Raw genomic sequence first — 16,923 nt, forward strand, 5'->3', positions numbered from 1 at the left:
ATGAGATGTACTACTCAGTCTTATTTTGAACTGTCCGATTTCAATCAAGCACCACCTCAACCAAGTGCGTTCAATTACCGAGAATTGATTGATGGCCGCCCAGTGCAACAAATGTCGCTGGCGAGTGAATCCGCCTTAGCTATCAGCTACAACGGCATTAGCCAAGCGGTCATGATGGTGACGCCAGGCCATCTGGAAGACTTCGTGAAAGGATTTAGCCTAAGCACAGGCATCGTCCACGACTTCAAAGAGATCAAAGACATTGAAATTGGCGGCGATCACGAATCTCACTATGCGGAAGTGGAAATCAGCAACCGCGCTTTCTGGGCGTTAAAAACACAACGCCGAAATCTTGCTGGCACAACCGGATGCGGCATTTGTGGCGTCGAGGCTCTTGAACAAGCTTTGCCTGATTTGGCGCCGCTGACACCGTCTCTTCCTCCGCGCTCCGATGTATTTGAAGGGCTGCGAGACAAAGTCGCACTGCATCAAGAAGCCGCACGTGAATCTGGCGCGTTACACGCCGCTTTATTTGCAGATTTACAAGGCAACATCAAGTTGTGCCGAGAGGACATCGGCCGCCACAACGCGCTAGATAAGTTGATTGGCGCATTGGCCAACAATCACATCGAACCTCAAAGTGGCTTCGCAATCATGACCAGCCGTTGCAGCTTGGAGTTGATCCACAAAGCCGTTCGCGCGCGTATCCCCACTCTGGTTTGCTTATCTGCACCTACAGCGTTAACTGTCGAATGGGCAAGAAGAAACCATTTGAACCTAATTCACTTGCCAAAATACGGCTCGCCGCGTCTATACAGCCCTGCGCCTTAACACGTCAACCTAGCCGAATTCCTAATAATTTTTACAGAGACCTGTGGGTCTCTGTTGTTCGCTTCTCGTTCCCAATTGATACTTAGCGACAAGACACTATTCTCTCCAACCAAACGTGCTCATCCCTTGTCAGCACTAAGCTTACGCATATTAATCCGCTTGCATTTGAACGCTTTCCAATCCGATAAGAACCCAGCCAAAAACCCATAAATTAGTAAGGATTTTGTGTGACTCTTTTCACGCTTTTCCGCCTTTCTAGGCATTTATAGGAATTTTTCCTAGCCGATCTAGGCAACCATCTCATGTGCCTCACAAAACCACTCTCTAGAATTCCGCTCAGTCAAAGGTAACAAGAGCGCATAACGGTCTCCGTTGTGTTTCTAAAACAATTACAAGAGAGTTCATCATGTTAAAATTCCTCGAACAGGTGCGGAAGCCGACCCTCGATCTTCCTGTCGAAGTTAGAAGAAAGATGTGGTTTAAACCGTTCATCCAATCTTACTTGGTCGTATTCATCGGCTACCTAACCATGTACTTGATTCGTAAGAACTTCAATGTCGCGCAAAACGACATGATCTCAACTTACGGTTTGAGCATGACAGACCTAGGTCTTATTGGCCTTGGCTTCTCCATCACATACGGCATCGGCAAAACCGTTGTGTCTTACTACGCTGACGGTAAGAACACCAAGCAATTCCTCCCTTTTATGCTGATCCTTTCTGGTCTTGCCATGCTTGGTTTCAGCTTCAGCATGGGCGGTGGTAGTGCAAGCCTGTTCTTGATGGTGGCTTTCTACGCTCTGAGTGGTTTCTTCCAAAGTACTGGTGGCCCTTCTAGTTACTCAACCATTACAAAATGGACACCTCGTAACAAACGCGGCTCTTACCTAGGCTTGTGGAACATGTCACACAACGTTGGTGGTGCTGGCGCAGCGGGTGTTGCTCTTTTCGGTGCTAACTACCTATTCGACGGCCACGTAATCGGCATGTTCGTGTTCCCTTCTATCATCGCGATCATCGTCGGCTTTATCGGTATGCGCTTTGGTAGCGACTCTCCAGAAGCTTACGGTCTAGGTAAAGTAGAAGAACTTTTCGATGAAGCAGTGAGTGAAGAAGACACCGCTGCTGAAGAAAACCAGATGACCAAGAAAGAAATCTTTGTTGAATACGTTCTTAAAAACAAAGTTATCTGGCTACTTTGCTTTGCAAACATCTTCCTTTACATCGTTCGTATCGGTATCGACCAATGGTCAACGGTATACGCATACCAAGAGCTTGGCCTGTCAAAAGAAACGGCAATCTCTGGCTTTACTTTGTTCGAAGTCGGTGCACTTGTGGGTACGTTGATGTGGGGTTACCTGTCTGACCTAGCAAACGGTCGCCGCGCATTGGTTGCTTGTGTATCTCTTGGTTTGATCATCGTATCGCTTGAGTTCTACCAGCACGCCACTAGCGAGTTCATGTACTTAGCCTCTCTATTTGTATTGGGCTTCTTGGTGTTTGGTCCGCAACTTCTTATCGGTGTTGCCGCGGTTGGTTTTGTCCCTAAAAAAGCAATCAGTGTGGCTGACGGCGTAAAAGGTACATTCGCTTACCTAATCGGTGACAGCTTCGCGAAACTTGGTCTCGGTATGATTGCAGACGGTACACCAATCTTCGGTCTAACAGGTTGGAAAGGTACCTTCGCAGCCCTAGATACCTCCGCCATGATTTGTATTGTTTTGCTTGCTTTCGTCGCTATCGCGGAAGAGAAGAAGATTCGACACGCGAAGAAGCTTCAACTTGCACAAAACCAAGCCTAGCTTCTCTGCGCGCTTTACTTCGGTAAAGCGCGCAAGATCATTAAAAAGCATGGCTCAATTCAGTATCATTAAAGATTTTTCTATTAGCTCCTGTTGGAGCTTATTGTTGTTAATCGTCTGCTCTATTTGGTTGTAATAATGATTCATGTTGCTCTAGTTGATGATCACGTCATCGTGCGTTCAGGTTTCGCACAATTATTAAATTTAGAAAGTGATATTACCGTTGTTGGTGAATTTGGTTCTGTCGCAGAAGCACGCACAGGCTTGCCTGCGGTACACCCACACGTCGTCATCCTAGATATTTCCATGCCAGATGAAAGCGGCTTAAACTTTCTTAGCGAAATACCAACTGGCATTGCCTGCGTGATGCTTAGCGTGCATGACTCCCCTGCGATGGTGGAAAAATCACTAAAGCTAGGTGCAAAAGGCTATCTTAGTAAACGCTGTAGCCCAGACGAACTTATTCAAGCCGTGAGAACCAGTGCTTCTGGCGGCTGTTACCTCACATCAGATATTGCACTTAAACTTGCAACGCCTAGCGACAACACCACCTCTCTATGCCAACTGACAAAACGTGAAAACGAGGTCTGTCAGCTACTTGCTACTGGGTTAGATGTCAAGTCAGTCGCGGCAGAGCTTGGCTTGAGCCACAAGACCGTGCATGTTCATCGTGCGAATGCCATCGACAAACTCGGCGTGAAAAACAACGTTGAGCTCGCCAAACTATTTTCTCAAGAGTCCTTTTAATGCGAGCTTATGCTGTTACCACCATTTGCGGACTTTTTGTTATGGCTTGCGCCTGGTTCTGCTTATGGGTGATTGCCTATTACTTTGTCAATGATCCCGAGCTGGCGATCTTATTGTTTCCTTTCGCTTTACGATTAGGTGTCGCCCTGCACACTCGCACCGCTTATTGGCCGACGATTTACCTTTCGGAGTGGGGGCTTTCCATCGCACTTGCGATGTTACTGGGTCAACCGCAGTGGCTTACCGTGCTGATTGCGAGCATTGCCAGTATCCCGGTCACTCTGATTGCGAAAAAATACTACTACGGAGACCAAAACCGCCATTTAGCCGTGATGAGCGTTGTCATTATCATTAGCGCGTTTATTAATGTGATGGCCGTTGGTTTTCACGTTCCTTCGGTTTACATGGTGTGGCTGGCTAGCATTTCTGGAGGCTTGCTCGTGGTGCCTATGTGCTACTTGTTATGGAGTTATTTGTTCCAAAGTCGTTGGTCTCCGCTTAGCTCTCTCCTACTTAGTAATGCCGTTGTATTTCAGGTGCGTCATATCGTGCTTTATGCGCTGCTTTTGATCGGCAGTATTTTGGTGCAAACCAGCTTGCCTGAAGAGCTAAAACGATTTGCGCCATTTTGTATGGCGATTCCAATCATCGTGCTTGCTCTGCGTTACGGCTGGCAAGGTGCCCTACTCGCCACCATGCTCAACAGCATTGCGCTAATTGCGGCTCGCAGCGGCGTATCAAATCTAGAAATCACCGATTTGTTATTATCTCTCTCGGCGCAAACCATCACCGGCATTATGCTCGGCTTAGGGGTTCAGAAACAAAAAGACCTCAATCACAAACTGCGCGGCGAACTTGCACGCAATCAGAATTTGTCTCGCCAGCTTATCAAAGCGGAAGAATCGGTAAGACGCGATATTGCGCGCGAGCTACATGACGAAATCGGCCAGAACATCACGGCAATCCGCACACAAGCCAACATCATTAAGCGGGTAAATAACACAGAAACACGCGTGGGTTGCGCCGACATGATCGAAGGGCTTTCCCTCAACGTGTACGACACCACTAAGCGACTGTTAAGCAAGCTAAGACCAAAAATGCTGGATGATTTGGACTTGAAAGAATCCGTCGAGCAACTGACGCGAGAGATGGAATTCGCCAATCACGGAACGACTGTTCAACTGAACTGGCAAGGCGATTACACCAACTTGAGTGACACGCTCAAAGTCACCCTATTCCGTTTATGCCAAGAGTCATTGAATAACGCCGCCAAATATGCAGAAGCGCAGTTGATCAGTATTGAACTGACGATCGGAGAAACGGCGGTGTCACTAATGATTCACGATGATGGTGTCGGTTTCAAAGTTCAGGACAGCATGAAAGGCATGGGCGTTCGCGGCATGCAAGAGCGTGTGCACGCATTGGGTGGGAAAATGGTTATCTACTCCACCAGCGATCAAGTGATCGGCACTCAAATCAGCATTACTTTACCTAAGGTGTAACTCAAGATGTTTGGATTTTTACGTTCACCTAAATTTACTCAACCGAGTCTAAGCAACGAGCAAATCGACCAGCGTTACCGCCATTGGCGTTTGCACATTATGTTGGGGATGTACATCGGCTACGCAGGTTTCTACTTTACCCGTAAGACCTTTAACTACGCCGCACCAGCTATGATTACCGATCTTGGCTTAGATAAAGGCGATTTGGGTCTTATAGGCACGCTTTTCTACATTACCTACGGCTGCTCGAAGTTTATTTCCGGTACGATCTCAGATCGCTCTAACCCTCGTTATTTCATGGGATTAGGATTGATTGCGACAGGTCTGGTCAATATCGCGTTCGGTTTTTCTAGCTCACTCGCGGCTTTCATTACTCTGTGGATCTTAAACGCCTGGTTCCAAGGCTGGGGCTGGCCTTCATGCTCCAAGCTGTTAACCACTTGGTATTCACGCTCCGAGCGTGGCTTCTTATGGGCGATTTGGAACACCGCACACAACGTTGGTGGCGCGCTGATCCCTATTTGGGTGGGCTATTTAACGTTGCACTACAGCTGGCGTGAAGGCTTTATTCTACCCGGCATCATCGGTGTATTACTCGGTCTATTCGTTTGTTGGCGATTGCGCGACAAACCCACAACAATGGGTTTACCAAGTGTCGGACAATGGCGCAACGACGCGCTAGAACTTGCGCAAGAAAATTACGGACGTGGCCTCACCTACCGCGAAATTCTGAAATCGTACGTATTTAACAACAAATACATCTGGCTGCTCGCGTTCAGTTATGTGTTGGTTTACATCGTCCGAACCGCAATAAACGACTGGGGAAACCTGTATTTAACCGAGCAGCATCACTATAGCCTGATTAACGCCAACGCTGCTCTGTCGATGTTTGAAATCGGCGGTTTTGTTGGTTCATTGGTTGCAGGCTGGGGCTCAGACAAACTCTTTGGCGGTAACCGTGGGCCAATGAACTTGCTGTTCGCGATTGGGATTTTCTTATCTGTCTCTGCGCTTTGGCTTATGCCCCTGACCAACTTTGCATTCCAAGCGGCGGGATTGTTCTCCATCGGCTTCTTTGTCTTTGGACCACAAATGCTGATCGGTATGGCGGCGGCGGAGTGCTCTCACAAAGATTCTGCCGGCGCGGCAACAGGATTCGTAGGCTTGTTCGCCTACATGGGCGCAGCATTGTCTGGCTATCCACTGGCGTTAATTCTTGAAGAATATCATTGGACGGGTTTCTTCATCACCATTTCAGTTTGTGCAGCCGTCATTGGCCTTTTATTGCTGCCATTTTTGCAAGCGCAACCATCACGAAAACCACTCGAACCAAAACCTCGGTTGTAAATCGACTTATCGCCCTTCGGGCAAATTGGCGAGTGACCTAACCGCGCTCGCCATCCTTATTTAACGTATCTCTGCTCAATTTTTCTTCCGATTCAGTTCGGAGGGTTAACTATGGGAAAAATTCATGAATTTGAACACTATTTCATCGCATAGCTTCTTTCAAATGAACAACAAAATCCAAAACTACGCTTGGGGAAGCACCTCGTCTATTCACGATTTGTTTGGCTTTTCTAACGAAACAAATGAACCTCAAGCAGAAGTATGGATGGGTACTCACCCAAACGGCTGCTCTGAAGTTCAGGTTGAGCAAAACACGCTGCCTTTGTCTGAACTGATTAAACAAAACCAACCCGCTTACTTATCAGCAGAAACCGCAGCGAAATTTGGCGACCTGCCCTTTCTGTTTAAGATCTTAGCGGCCGAACACGCACTGTCGATTCAAGTTCACCCAAGCAAACAAGATGCCGAAATAGGTTTCGAAAAAGAGCAAAGTGCTGGCATTCCACTAAACGCGAGCCATCGTAACTACAAGGATCCTAACCACAAACCTGAGTTGGTGTACGCGTTGACAAGTTACCAAGCCATGAACGGTTTTCGCTCGTATTCCGAGATTATTGAGGCATTTAGCCTTTGCGATATCGATGAGCTACGCGCGCCACTAGATGCATTCAAACACGAAGCCAACTCACAAGGTTTACGCGATTTCTTTGTGCACATTCTGACCATGGAAGGAGAAACAAAAGAGCGAGCACTGAAACAGCTTCTTGCCCACGCTTCACATCAATCGGAACAAAGCACTGACTCGGAGCAAGGCACTGACAGCGACGCTTTCCAACTCATCTTGGAACTATCCACTCAATACCCCGGCGATGTCGGCTTGTTTGCGCCACTACTGTTGAATGTCATCACGCTGCAACCTGGCGAAGCGATGTTCCTGAGCGCAAGAACGCCACACGCTTACATTAAAGGAACGGGATTAGAGATCATGGCGAACTCAGATAACGTTTTGCGTGCAGGACTCACGCCGAAACATATGGATGTTGAAGAACTGGTTAAATGCACAGACTTTGTGCCTAAGCCGTTTAACAGCCTTGTTCTAGAACCCAATGCCGATGGTTGCCAAAACCTTTACCCCGTTCCAGTGGCAGACTTTAGTTTCTGCATTCTAAACCAACCGAACAATGAAGTGGTTGAGGCAAACAGCGCAGAGATTTTGATGGCGATTGATGCCGACCTGACACTCATCAGTGATAACGGTGAGACGTTAACCGCAGCGAAAGGACAATCTGTATTTGTTCCTGCTTACGTTGGCCATTATCGCATTCAAAGTGCGGGACGTGTGGCTCGCGCCTTCAACTAGTTTGTGAACAACTGATTCAAACTAGCGTCTGACCCAAGGGACTGGGTTAGACAATTTATTCCTTTCATAGATTGAGCCAGTCCGCTTTTAAGGCAATCATGCTTATCCCTTGTCGACTCCAAACACTCACAGTCCAATTTATCTAAGAACCATAACCTCCCGGCTCTGCCATTTACTGCAACATTCATTGTCAAAACTCATTTATTTCCGGTAAATTCGCCGCTCCAATATCAAATTACTTGGATAACAAAGGCGCTCACACAGTGGTATTTGTTGCAAAACGTATAATCAACGTTGTAATCAAAGCCTCAATCACTACAATCTCTGGTTCGATTTTTCAGTTAACGTTTGTATGCCGAAGTTAAACCAAGATAACCCTGTTCAAAGCTCCGCCCTTTCCGATATCGAAACCAGCAGTAAGATTCAATCGGCATTAGAACCGAAGTTTCACAAGCCAGAGAAACGTCTCTGCTTAAGCCCTGGTCTATCGGATAAGCATTTGGCGCGCCGTTGGCAAGTATTGGAACACGTGACCAATAAAGATCATCTTCTTGATCCTTTCACGCAGTCACATTGCGACGCTTACTCCAACAACATCGAGCACTTCATTGGTACTGTCAATGTGCCGGTCGGCATCGCAGGCCCTTTGCGCGTCAATGGTTTGTATGCGAACGATGACTTTTTGGTTCCGCTCGCAACGACAGAAGCCGCGTTAGTCGCTTCCTACAACCGTGGCGCAAATCTTATTACCGCCGCTGGTGGCGCGAGCGCATTGTTACTGAGTGAAGGGGTGAGCCGAACGCCAGTGTTCGCCTTTAATAACCTTGCCGACGCTGGCCTGTTCGTCAGTTGGGTTGTGACCCAGTTTGACGCATTTCGTCAAATAGCGGAATCCACCACCTCACATGGCAAACTCAAAGACATCAATGTAAATATCGAAGGAAACCACGTTTATTTGGTCTTTGAATACGTGACTGGTGACGCTTCCGGACAAAACATGGTGACCATCGCAACAAACGAAGTGTTCCATCATATTTTGGCGACCAGCCCAATCAAACCAACGCAAGCCTTCTTGGATGGCAACTTATCAGGCGACAAAAAACCAAACGCGCACACACTGCGCTCGGTACGCGGTAAGAAAGTATCCGCCGAAGTCACCATTCCTGCTGAGTTGGTGGAAAAATATCTGCATACCACGCCAGAGTCTATGGTTCAATTTGGCAAAATGACCACGGTGGGTGGTTTACTCAGCGGGACGATTGGCGTCAACGCGCATTACGCGAATGCCCTTGCCGCGCTGTACATTGCTTGTGGTCAAGATGCCGCTTGCGTTGCAGAGTCTGCCATTGGTATCACTCGTATGGATGTGGACGCTCAAGGCAACTTGTACACGAGCGTTACCTTGCCAAACATCATGGTGGGAACGGTTGGCGGGGGCACTGGCCTTCCAACACAAAAAGCATGTTTGGATATTTTGGGGTTGCACGGCAACGGCAATGCGAAAGCCTTAGCCGAAGTCGCAGCTGCGCTTTGTCTGGCTGGCGAACTCTCGATTGTGGGCGCATTTTGTGCCGATCACTTCTCCCGGGCTCACCATAAACTTGCTAGAAAATAATCCTTTTTACTTTGTACAAGAGAACAGCCATGCGGTTTTCTCTTGTGCCAATAAAACAACTTTATTTATTAGCTCATAAATTAGTTTAAGTTATATTGCATACTTAATAATTACACCACTCTCACGTTGACCGCATTATTGCAGTATCACCACACATTCCTCGCTATATCACTGTTTGACCCTATTCTCACGCGATATTAAATATCAGTACGTTACCTAAATAAATATCAAAAACATCTAGCACTAAAGTACCAAATTCATAGATTGAGTTTTTTGTTAGTCACTTATAGAGACTATACTCGTTCCTGCAGCTGCTTGATTTTTCTAAATTTATTATTTAGCTCAAATGAGCTTAATCACTCCCGTTAAATGGATTTAAGTCGTTCCCTCGGGTAAGCGAGTTAACTATGAGACGTCAGAAACAGAATGAAATCTCTTGTTGGGTACTAGGGTTGATTATCTTATTACTAAGTTACGTCCCTTCAGTACCAGCAGAAATGGAACTAACGCCCTCCGATCAAACCGTTGCGCGTTTCCTCTATCAGAGCACTTTTGGGCCAACACCAACATTAATTGATGAGGTAGAAGAAGTCGGGATGGAAAGTTGGATATCTCAACAAATCTACCTTCCTGCCACCTATCATCAACCGCTCTATCGGACACCTTTTTCCAAAGGCGCACAATCCAATCGAGAAAACGCTTGGTATCAAATTGTTATTACCGCTGATGATCAACTCAGACAGCGCATGGCGTATGCATTAAGCCAGATCTTAGTGGTCTCTCGCTATGGCGGTGTCCTTTCCAGTAAGCCCACTGGTCTAGTCGACTACTATGATGTATTGATTGCTAACGCTTTTGGCAACTACCGAGATTTATTATATGACGTTTCTATTCATCCTGTTATGGGCAGCTATTTGTCCATGCTCGGTAGCGCAAAAGAGAGCAACACGACGGGTGCATTACCTGATGAGAACTTCGCTCGAGAGTTGATGCAGTTGTTCACCCTAGGCTTGTATGAACTGAATATCGATGGCAGTAAAAAGCTTGATCTTACAACGGGTAAGCCTATCCCCACATATACCCAAACGGATATTCAAGAGCTCGCTCGAGCATTAACTGGGTGGAAAAATGCCGATTTAGCGTTTGTCGAACCGATGCGAGTCATCAGCCACCGACACGATAATGGCGAGAAACGATTGCTTGGTAACACAATTCCTGCTGGTTTAACTGCGCAAGAAGAGCTTTCAAAAGTGATCGATATTTTGATGTCTCATCCAAACATGGCGCCGTTTGTTTCTAAGCTACTTATCCAACGTTTTGTAACTTCGAATCCAAGTCCGGAGTACATCGCACGTGTTGCTTCGGTATTCAATAACAATGGCGAAGGAGAAAAAGGAGATTTAAACGCGGTCATTCATGCCATCTTGCTCGATTCTGAGGCTCTAGGCATGACAGATACCCCGCCAATAAAAGTGAAAGAGCCAATACTGGTCCTAACTAATTTTCATCGAGCAGCGGGTTTTACAATCAAATCTACACGTTACGAAGACGCTACTACGATGATGAATATCGCCAATCAAGGACCTCTTCGTTCTCCTTCCGTATTTAATTTTTACTCTCCTGACTACCAACCATCTAACGAGTTTACGGAGTCTGGTATTAGCTCTCCGGAGTATGAGCTACTGAACTGGTCTGTTTATACCGATTTGGTCAACTATATGTTGACCAGCACTCGCAGAGGCGGCGGTGATTCCTACACTCTCGATCTCGGCGAGTTTTATCTTCTTTTGGATGATCACGATGCCTTAGTCGAGCTGGTTAACGCACGCTTCTTTGCTGGAACGGCCTCGGCGGAATTAAAAAAACTCATGCTCACCGTGTTAGATGAATATCGTGAGGACTATGTGCCAACAACAAAGCTCGCCTTGGTGATTTTTACCGCCATTTCCGGCGATGAATTCTATATTCAGGATTAGGAGTGGATTATGGATATTTCACGACGACATTTTATAAAAAGCACTGCATCGATGGGCGCTTTAGCTTCGCTTGGTCTACCGGGTTATTCTCTCGCGGCGCCATCTAATGACTTTCGAGCATTAATATGTGTCTATTTAGCAGGTGGAAACGATGCGTTCAACACTGTACTGCCGTTGTCTGACGCGCACTATAACCAATATGCCAAAGTCAGAGGGGCTCTTTCTGTCGCCAAAGACGACATACTCCCTATCAATTTGCGTACCACCGATGGCTCGGATAACCTAGTAGAACTTGGCTTACACCCCAAACTAAAGGCGCTGTCTTCAATTTTCGAACAAGGCGATGCCAATATCGTGCTCAATAGCGGCATTCTCAACCATCCCGTTACAAAACAAGCGATTGAGCTAGGTGAAGCGTCACTTCCCGAGCAACTGTTTTCCCACAATTCACAAACTGACGCTTGGTTACTTGGTGGTATGCAAGAATCTAGCAACTTGGGTTGGGCAGGAAGAATGTTGGACGTATTAACTTCTGAATCAGAAATAACCCCGCTATACAGTGTGCACGGGAACTCGCTTTGGTTACGCGCGATGGAACACCGCCAAACCGTGCTGAAAAAAGACCGTGCGGTTCAGCTTACCGCGATTGATAACCCGCTATACAAGGGGATCTATGACCAACTGCTTTCTCATCAAACAGAGAATCCGTTTAGTGGTCACTTTAATTTGATGGTTGATGAGTCGATGATGATGAGCCGCGTGCTAAGCGAGCAACTCAATCATATTGATGACGCGCCGCTGTTCACCTCATCAACACTCGGCAAGCAGATGCAAACCGTCTACAAATTGATCGCAAGCCAAGATGTGTTAAAGCAACAACGACAAGTCTTCTTCGTTAAACACTCTGGCTACGACCTACACGATTCTCAATTAGTTCGACACCCCGTACTACTCGAAGATCTAGCGACTAACCTCTTAGCAATGTATCGTGCGATTGAACGGTTGGGGCTAAACAAGCAAGTCACCTCTTTTACAATGTCTGACTTTGGTCGACGGATGACAAGCAACGGTAACGGCACCGATCACGGTTGGGGTGGTCATCAACTATTGATTGGAGGCGCAGTGAATGGTCAGCGAGCTATCGGCACATGGCCTGAACTAGTATTGGGCGGAAACGATGACTATTCTCAAGGTCGACTCATACCCCAAATTGCAGCTGATCAAGTGGGCTCAACCCTCGCGCAATGGATGGGCGTGAGTGATAACGCGGCATTGGAATACGTGTTCCCGAATATCCGCAACTTCGCTAATTCAAACCTTGGCTTTATGGCTTAAGCTGCTTTAATGAGCTCTTAATTAACTTGTCATGAAAAAGGGAGCATTTACGCTCCCTTTTCAATATCATTTCCGCTGAATGTCCGTTACGCTTCGTCGCGACGACGCTCGTTACACAGCTTAATGGCACGCTCAAGCAATTCTAGCGCGGATTGCTCACATTCAGGCAGAACCGCATCACTTTCACCAATTGGCGTTACGCGGTCACCCCATTTCAATACTGCCGCACCCCATGTCAAACCTGCACCAAATGCAGCAAGAAGCATGTTATCACCTGGGTTAACTCGGCCTTGCTCTACCGCTTCACACAATGCAATTGGCACCGTCGCTGCAGAAGTATTGCCGTAGTTTTGGATGTTCACAAACGCTTTGTCGTGTGGGATCCCAGATAGGTCACATAGGGTTTGAATAATGCGAATATTCGCTTGATGAGGAATAACAACGTCGATTTGGTCGGTAGTTAACTGTGATGCTTTAAGCACGGTTTTCGCAGCTAGCCCCATGCCTTTTACCGCACGTTTAAAAATTTCTTGTCCTACAAAGTTGAAATCCCAGTAACCGTTGTCCTCAGCAAAGCGATCCATACAAGTACCAAACTTTGGCACGGATAGAATATCGCGACCTTTAGCGTCACAACCAATTTGAGATTGCAGTAGACCCGTTTCTTTTTCTGTTCTTGATAACACAACGGCGCCCGCGCCATCACCAAATAGAACAGCGGTATCTCGCATGGCCCAATCAATGTAGAAAGACAATCTTTCCGCGCCAATAATGATCGCGTTGCGATAGTTACCTGATTGAATCAAACGTGTGCCCGTTTCAAGGCCGTAGACAAATCCCGTACATGCGGCATTTAAATCAAAGGCCGCCGCAGAACGAATGCCCAAGTTCTGCTGTATTTTAGATGCGATGTTTGGAATAAGTGAATCCGGAGAACAAGTCGCCACAATGATTAAATCAACGTCGCTTGCGTCAACGCCCGCGCGCGCCAATGCGTGTTTGGCAGCAACGGTTGCCATGTCTGAAGTATTTACATGGCTAATACGGCGGTTTTCGATACCGGTGCGGGTACGAATCCACTCATCTGAAGTATCAAGGAAAGTGCTAAGATCATCGTTAGAGAGCACGGCAGGAGGAACACATTTCCCCCAACCTGTAATTTCAGCGTAGTAATTTGTCATCGCAGACCTATTTATTGTTGTATTTTAATAAAATTTCTTAGAACCTTAGGCTCAAATACAAACCTGCTCTGCGTTATTTCGGCAGGTTAAAAAATAAGTATACAAATAATGAGGCTGACTGGTAAGTCATGTTTTCATCAATACGTAATAAAGGAAGAAGTCATGTCATCGTTTAAAACTCGCTGCCCTTCATGCGGCGGTCTGAATCGTGTCCCTAATGAGCGTGTTGCAGAGTCTGCAACTTGCGGTAAATGTAAAAGTGCACTTTTTGATGGCGCGCCTATCGAAGGAACGCAAGATAACTTTTCTGCCCTATTACAAAGTGATACGCCTGTTGTCGTCGACTTTTGGGCCCCTTGGTGTAATCCGTGCGTCGGTTTTGCCCCTGTTTTCTCGGATGTCGCTCATGAACAAGCAGGAACGGCTCGTTTTGTAAAGATTGATACAGAAGCACAACAAGCGCTCGCTGCACAATTTGGCATTCGAAGCATTCCTACCATCATGGTTTTCAAGAACGGTCAACGCGTTGATATGATCAATGGTGCGCTACCTAAGAGTCAGTTTGATCAATGGTTAAATCAAGCACTTAATAAGTAATCCTCCACGCCAACCTCACTGGTAGGTTGGCGTTTTTATGCAACTTATCGACCTATCTATTTAACAAATATTATTTGTCGAAACGACTTAAATTAATCATTTTACTTGCCTAACTATTAGCCTCATATTCGCGCCGAATAACCCATAGATTTCATTTAACTTATAGGCGCAAAACAGTGGAAAACACAGTCGTTCCTGCAGCATCACCACGAGTTACAGTTCCAGTCGTCGCACTGTCTCTTTATGCGGTGGCTTCGGGCTATTTAATGAGCTTGATCCCTCTCATGCTCGGTGAATACAACATCTCAACAGATTATGCGAGTTGGTTGGCGAGTGTTTTTTATGGCGGCTTATTGGTCGGCGCGATGTTTATTGAACGTGTCGTGCGTCAAGTTGGTCACCGCAAAGCGTTTATTGGCTGCTTAGCGGCATTCTCGCTAACGATTGTCACGCTACCCGTTTTTGCTAATGGGTTAGTGTGGCTTGCTGCTCGTTTTATCGCAGGTATTGCCGTTGCGGGCGTTTTTGTCATTGTTGAATCTTGGCTAATGTTTGGCGACGAAGCATCACGTGCAAAACGTTTGAGCTTGTACATGATATCGCTTTATGGCGGTTCTGCATTAGGCCAATTTGGCATTGGTGTACTTGGCGTAAGTGGCGGTGTTCCGTTCATTGCAATCACAACGCTGATCCTAATGGCGATGTTGGTGCTGATGTTTATTGAGTGTGAACAACCAAACAGCCATGAATCAACCGCTTTGTCATTTAAGCAAATTGCCAAGCTAAACCATGCTGCAATTATTGGTTGTGTTGTATCAGGTTTGACCTTAGGCGCGATATACGGATTAATGCCTGTTGAGCTAACTAACCGTAAAATCAACCATCAAGACATTGGTACATTGATGGCACTAGTGATCCTAGGTGGCATGTTGGTTCAACCAATGGTGACCACATTGAACAAATACATGAGCCGCACAGTGCTAATGGCGTTCTTCTGTATTTTGGGTATTTTTTCGATCGGTTTGACCTTTATTTCATCGTCAGCCGTGGTATTAGCTGCTGCTTTATTCTTTTTAGGTGCAGCTACTTTTGCCTTGTACCCAATTGCGATCAACTTAGGTTGTGAAGGACTTGATGAGCGCTTTATTGTCTCTGCCACACAAGTCATGCTGTTCAGCTACAGCATTGGCTCTGTTGCTGGCCCGGTTGCGGCTGATAAATTTATGGGCCAAGAACATGGCTTACTAGGCTACTTGTTTGCCGCTTTGGTTGCGACTGGCGTATACATGCTACTTGCAGCAAGCAAAACCAAGCAGCGTATGGCGGCTGGCCTCTAACCACGCAACTTCCACTCAACGAAAACGAGGGCATGTCGCCCTCGTTTTTATTCTTCGCTTTTTTGTTTAGATAAACGTTTGTGACGATTTGACGCGTTCGCTGCAGGTCTTTCCGGTACCGCGCGCTTTTCATGAAGTAAATGACGAACCGCCAAGATGGGATGTTTCAATAACATTCTGGGGCCGGAGTAACGCATGACTAAACGCATTTGCTCTTTCGGGTCCGGTTTATAACAGTGAATCGGACACTTGTTACACGTCGGTTTATTCTCTCCATAAGGACAGCGATCGAGACGAACTTCTGCGTATTCAAGCAGCTCACGACATTCTGAGCACAAGTCACTTTTTGTTCCATGGTGATCGTGACAGTAAACCTCTACCATGGCTTTTACCGTCTTAAATTCAGTGGCGAGCTTGCCAAGTAAAATATCGCTCATGAGCTTCCAAAAATCACAACGTCATTGTGTAAAGTTCTAACGTTCGGCCATTATCGTATTGCTGCTCAACTCGTTCAAACTCAAAGCCCAGTTTTTTGAGCAAACTTATACTACGAATATTGTCATTGTTGGTGATGGCAGCCAACTTATCGAGTTTCATTTCCTCTCGAGCATATTCCAGCACCGCGGTTGCCGACTCGACTCCGTAGCCGCAACCATAAGCAGAAGGTAAAAAACCATACCCAAGATCGTAGTGTTGCAATGTGTCACGTTTAACTAGCCCACAAATACCGATCGGTTGTCCATCGTCTTTTTTCTCTACTACGAGTAAACTCACACCTTTAACTTTTTGCATGCGTAGCATGTTTTCTTTTATATAACGCGCCGCTTCATATTCAGTACGAATTTGTTTATCTCCGACAAAACGATAAAAGTCTGGGTGGTTATAAAGTTCTAATATGAATGGTGCATCATCTACACTCACAAGACGTAGTATCAAACGTTCAGTGATCAGTGTTTTCATTTGGACTCCATTAAAACGCGAGAGATGATTGGGCATAGAAACGTACTTGGATCTTGCGACCGACGTAAGGGCTTATTTAGTTGTAACTTGATAAAAAAATAACTATCCTGCCCCGCTAAATTAAAGGACCACCACCATGAACCGCAAGAAGAAAATCAATCAGATCTTAAAAGCGAAGCAGAAGAAGCATAACGCTAAGCTACATAAGAGCAATAAGCCGCGTTATATCTCCAAAGCTGAACGTGCAAAAATGGAAGCTGAAGAGCAAAACCAAGCTTCGGAAAGCACGGAAAATGTTGTAGACACAGTGCCGACAGATCAAGCCTAAAAGAAA

At 46.3% G+C, this 16,923-nt stretch carries 15 protein-coding genes; 12 read left to right on the plus strand and 3 right to left on the minus strand.

Annotation, left to right across the window (positions count from 1 at the left end; translation table 11 throughout):
* The 9 genes from fdhD (at position 1) to L3V32_RS10475 (ending at position 12,514) form a co-directional block, all read left to right on the plus strand.
* A complete protein-coding gene (fdhD, locus tag L3V32_RS10435; RefSeq protein ID WP_136976393.1) occupies positions 1-831 on the plus strand; it encodes a formate dehydrogenase accessory sulfurtransferase FdhD in 831 nt (276 codons plus the stop codon).
* Between the two features lie 406 nt (positions 832-1,237).
* Positions 1,238-2,632 carry a hexose-6-phosphate:phosphate antiporter gene (gene uhpT / locus L3V32_RS10440; protein WP_021707729.1) on the plus strand — a complete coding sequence of 465 codons (1,395 nt, stop codon included), beginning with the start codon at positions 1,238-1,240 and terminating at the stop codon, positions 2,630-2,632.
* A 138-nt stretch (positions 2,633-2,770) separates the two neighbouring features.
* Positions 2,771-3,379 carry a transcriptional regulator UhpA gene (uhpA, locus tag L3V32_RS10445; RefSeq protein WP_046875403.1) on the plus strand — a complete coding sequence of 203 codons (609 nt, stop codon included), beginning with the start codon at positions 2,771-2,773 and terminating at the stop codon, positions 3,377-3,379.
* Complete coding sequence (gene uhpB / locus L3V32_RS10450; protein ID WP_237284249.1) at positions 3,379-4,881, plus strand: signal transduction histidine-protein kinase/phosphatase UhpB; 1,503 nt, start codon at positions 3,379-3,381, stop codon at positions 4,879-4,881. Before uhpA ends, uhpB begins: the two co-directional genes overlap by 1 nt.
* Before the next feature lie 6 nt (positions 4,882-4,887).
* The gene (locus tag L3V32_RS10455; RefSeq protein WP_005394568.1) at positions 4,888-6,228 is read left to right on the plus strand and encodes an MFS transporter; all 1,341 of its coding nucleotides are present in this window, start codon (positions 4,888-4,890) and stop codon (positions 6,226-6,228) included.
* A 124-nt stretch (positions 6,229-6,352) separates the two neighbouring features.
* Positions 6,353-7,588, plus strand: coding sequence for a mannose-6-phosphate isomerase, class I (manA, locus tag L3V32_RS10460; RefSeq protein ID WP_237284250.1), 1,236 nt, complete (start codon positions 6,353-6,355; stop codon positions 7,586-7,588).
* 352 nt (positions 7,589-7,940) lie between these two features.
* Positions 7,941-9,203: a hydroxymethylglutaryl-CoA reductase gene (locus tag L3V32_RS10465; protein WP_237284251.1), complete on the plus strand. Its 1,263-nt coding sequence runs from the start codon at positions 7,941-7,943 to the stop codon at positions 9,201-9,203.
* 407 nt (positions 9,204-9,610) lie between these two features.
* Positions 9,611-11,179: a DUF1800 family protein gene (locus L3V32_RS10470; protein WP_237284252.1), complete on the plus strand. Its 1,569-nt coding sequence runs from the start codon at positions 9,611-9,613 to the stop codon at positions 11,177-11,179.
* A 9-nt stretch (positions 11,180-11,188) separates the two neighbouring features.
* Complete coding sequence (locus tag L3V32_RS10475; protein ID WP_237284253.1) at positions 11,189-12,514, plus strand: DUF1501 domain-containing protein; 1,326 nt, start codon at positions 11,189-11,191, stop codon at positions 12,512-12,514.
* An 86-nt stretch (positions 12,515-12,600) separates the two neighbouring features.
* Here L3V32_RS10475 and L3V32_RS10480 read toward each other — a convergent pair whose 3' ends face one another.
* Positions 12,601-13,695 carry a ketoacyl-ACP synthase III gene (locus tag L3V32_RS10480; protein WP_139059428.1) on the minus strand — a complete coding sequence of 365 codons (1,095 nt, stop codon included), beginning with the start codon at positions 13,693-13,695 and terminating at the stop codon, positions 12,601-12,603.
* 162 nt (positions 13,696-13,857) lie between these two features.
* Between L3V32_RS10480 and trxC the strand changes: the two genes are divergently transcribed.
* Both trxC and L3V32_RS10490 read left to right on the plus strand, forming a co-directional pair.
* Positions 13,858-14,292 (plus strand): thioredoxin TrxC, encoded by a 435-nt coding sequence (trxC, locus tag L3V32_RS10485; RefSeq protein ID WP_005394579.1) that lies wholly within the window; start codon positions 13,858-13,860, stop codon positions 14,290-14,292.
* A 176-nt stretch (positions 14,293-14,468) separates the two neighbouring features.
* Positions 14,469-15,629 carry an MFS transporter gene (locus L3V32_RS10490; protein WP_237284254.1) on the plus strand — a complete coding sequence of 387 codons (1,161 nt, stop codon included), beginning with the start codon at positions 14,469-14,471 and terminating at the stop codon, positions 15,627-15,629.
* Between the two features lie 47 nt (positions 15,630-15,676).
* Here the strand turns inward: L3V32_RS10490 and L3V32_RS10495 are convergent, their stop codons facing one another.
* Both L3V32_RS10495 and L3V32_RS10500 read right to left on the minus strand, forming a co-directional pair.
* Entirely contained in the window at positions 15,677-16,066 is a 390-nt protein-coding gene (locus L3V32_RS10495; RefSeq protein WP_152814325.1) for a nitrous oxide-stimulated promoter family protein, read from the minus strand.
* A 13-nt stretch (positions 16,067-16,079) separates the two neighbouring features.
* Positions 16,080-16,589, minus strand: a complete 510-nt coding sequence (locus tag L3V32_RS10500) for a GNAT family N-acetyltransferase (protein ID WP_150916495.1) — start codon at positions 16,587-16,589, stop codon at positions 16,080-16,082.
* 136 nt (positions 16,590-16,725) lie between these two features.
* On the opposite strand from L3V32_RS10500, the gene L3V32_RS10505 reads away from it, so the two are divergent.
* Positions 16,726-16,917, plus strand: a complete 192-nt coding sequence (locus L3V32_RS10505; protein WP_012842232.1) for a DUF2986 domain-containing protein — start codon at positions 16,726-16,728, stop codon at positions 16,915-16,917.
* Positions 16,918-16,923 lie beyond the last annotated feature (6 nt).

The organism is Vibrio sp. J2-4 (assembly GCF_021728155.1).
GTDB classification, from domain to species: Bacteria; Pseudomonadota; Gammaproteobacteria; order Enterobacterales; family Vibrionaceae; genus Vibrio; species Vibrio diabolicus.

What these genes read in the sequence shown, in the direction of transcription:
- L3V32_RS10495 (WP_152814325.1), bottom strand. Translation starts at nt 16,066, where the DNA reads ATGAGCGATATTTTACTTGGCAAGCTCGCCACTGAATTTAAGACGGTA.
- L3V32_RS10500 (WP_150916495.1), bottom strand. Translation starts at nt 16,589, where the DNA reads ATGAAAACACTGATCACTGAACGTTTGATACTACGTCTTGTGAGTGTA.
- trxC (WP_005394579.1), top strand. Translation starts at nt 13,858, where the DNA reads ATGTCATCGTTTAAAACTCGCTGCCCTTCATGCGGCGGTCTGAATCGT.
- L3V32_RS10455 (WP_005394568.1), top strand. Translation starts at nt 4,888, where the DNA reads ATGTTTGGATTTTTACGTTCACCTAAATTTACTCAACCGAGTCTAAGC.
- manA (WP_237284250.1), top strand. Translation starts at nt 6,353, where the DNA reads ATGAATTTGAACACTATTTCATCGCATAGCTTCTTTCAAATGAACAAC.
- L3V32_RS10470 (WP_237284252.1), top strand. Translation starts at nt 9,611, where the DNA reads ATGAGACGTCAGAAACAGAATGAAATCTCTTGTTGGGTACTAGGGTTG.
- uhpT (WP_021707729.1), top strand. Translation starts at nt 1,238, where the DNA reads ATGTTAAAATTCCTCGAACAGGTGCGGAAGCCGACCCTCGATCTTCCT.
- fdhD (WP_136976393.1), top strand. Translation starts at nt 1, where the DNA reads ATGAGATGTACTACTCAGTCTTATTTTGAACTGTCCGATTTCAATCAA.
- L3V32_RS10505 (WP_012842232.1), top strand. Translation starts at nt 16,726, where the DNA reads ATGAACCGCAAGAAGAAAATCAATCAGATCTTAAAAGCGAAGCAGAAG.
- L3V32_RS10475 (WP_237284253.1), top strand. Translation starts at nt 11,189, where the DNA reads ATGGATATTTCACGACGACATTTTATAAAAAGCACTGCATCGATGGGC.
- uhpB (WP_237284249.1), top strand. Translation starts at nt 3,379, where the DNA reads ATGCGAGCTTATGCTGTTACCACCATTTGCGGACTTTTTGTTATGGCT.
- uhpA (WP_046875403.1), top strand. Translation starts at nt 2,771, where the DNA reads ATGATTCATGTTGCTCTAGTTGATGATCACGTCATCGTGCGTTCAGGT.
- L3V32_RS10480 (WP_139059428.1), bottom strand. Translation starts at nt 13,695, where the DNA reads ATGACAAATTACTACGCTGAAATTACAGGTTGGGGGAAATGTGTTCCT.
- L3V32_RS10465 (WP_237284251.1), top strand. Translation starts at nt 7,941, where the DNA reads ATGCCGAAGTTAAACCAAGATAACCCTGTTCAAAGCTCCGCCCTTTCC.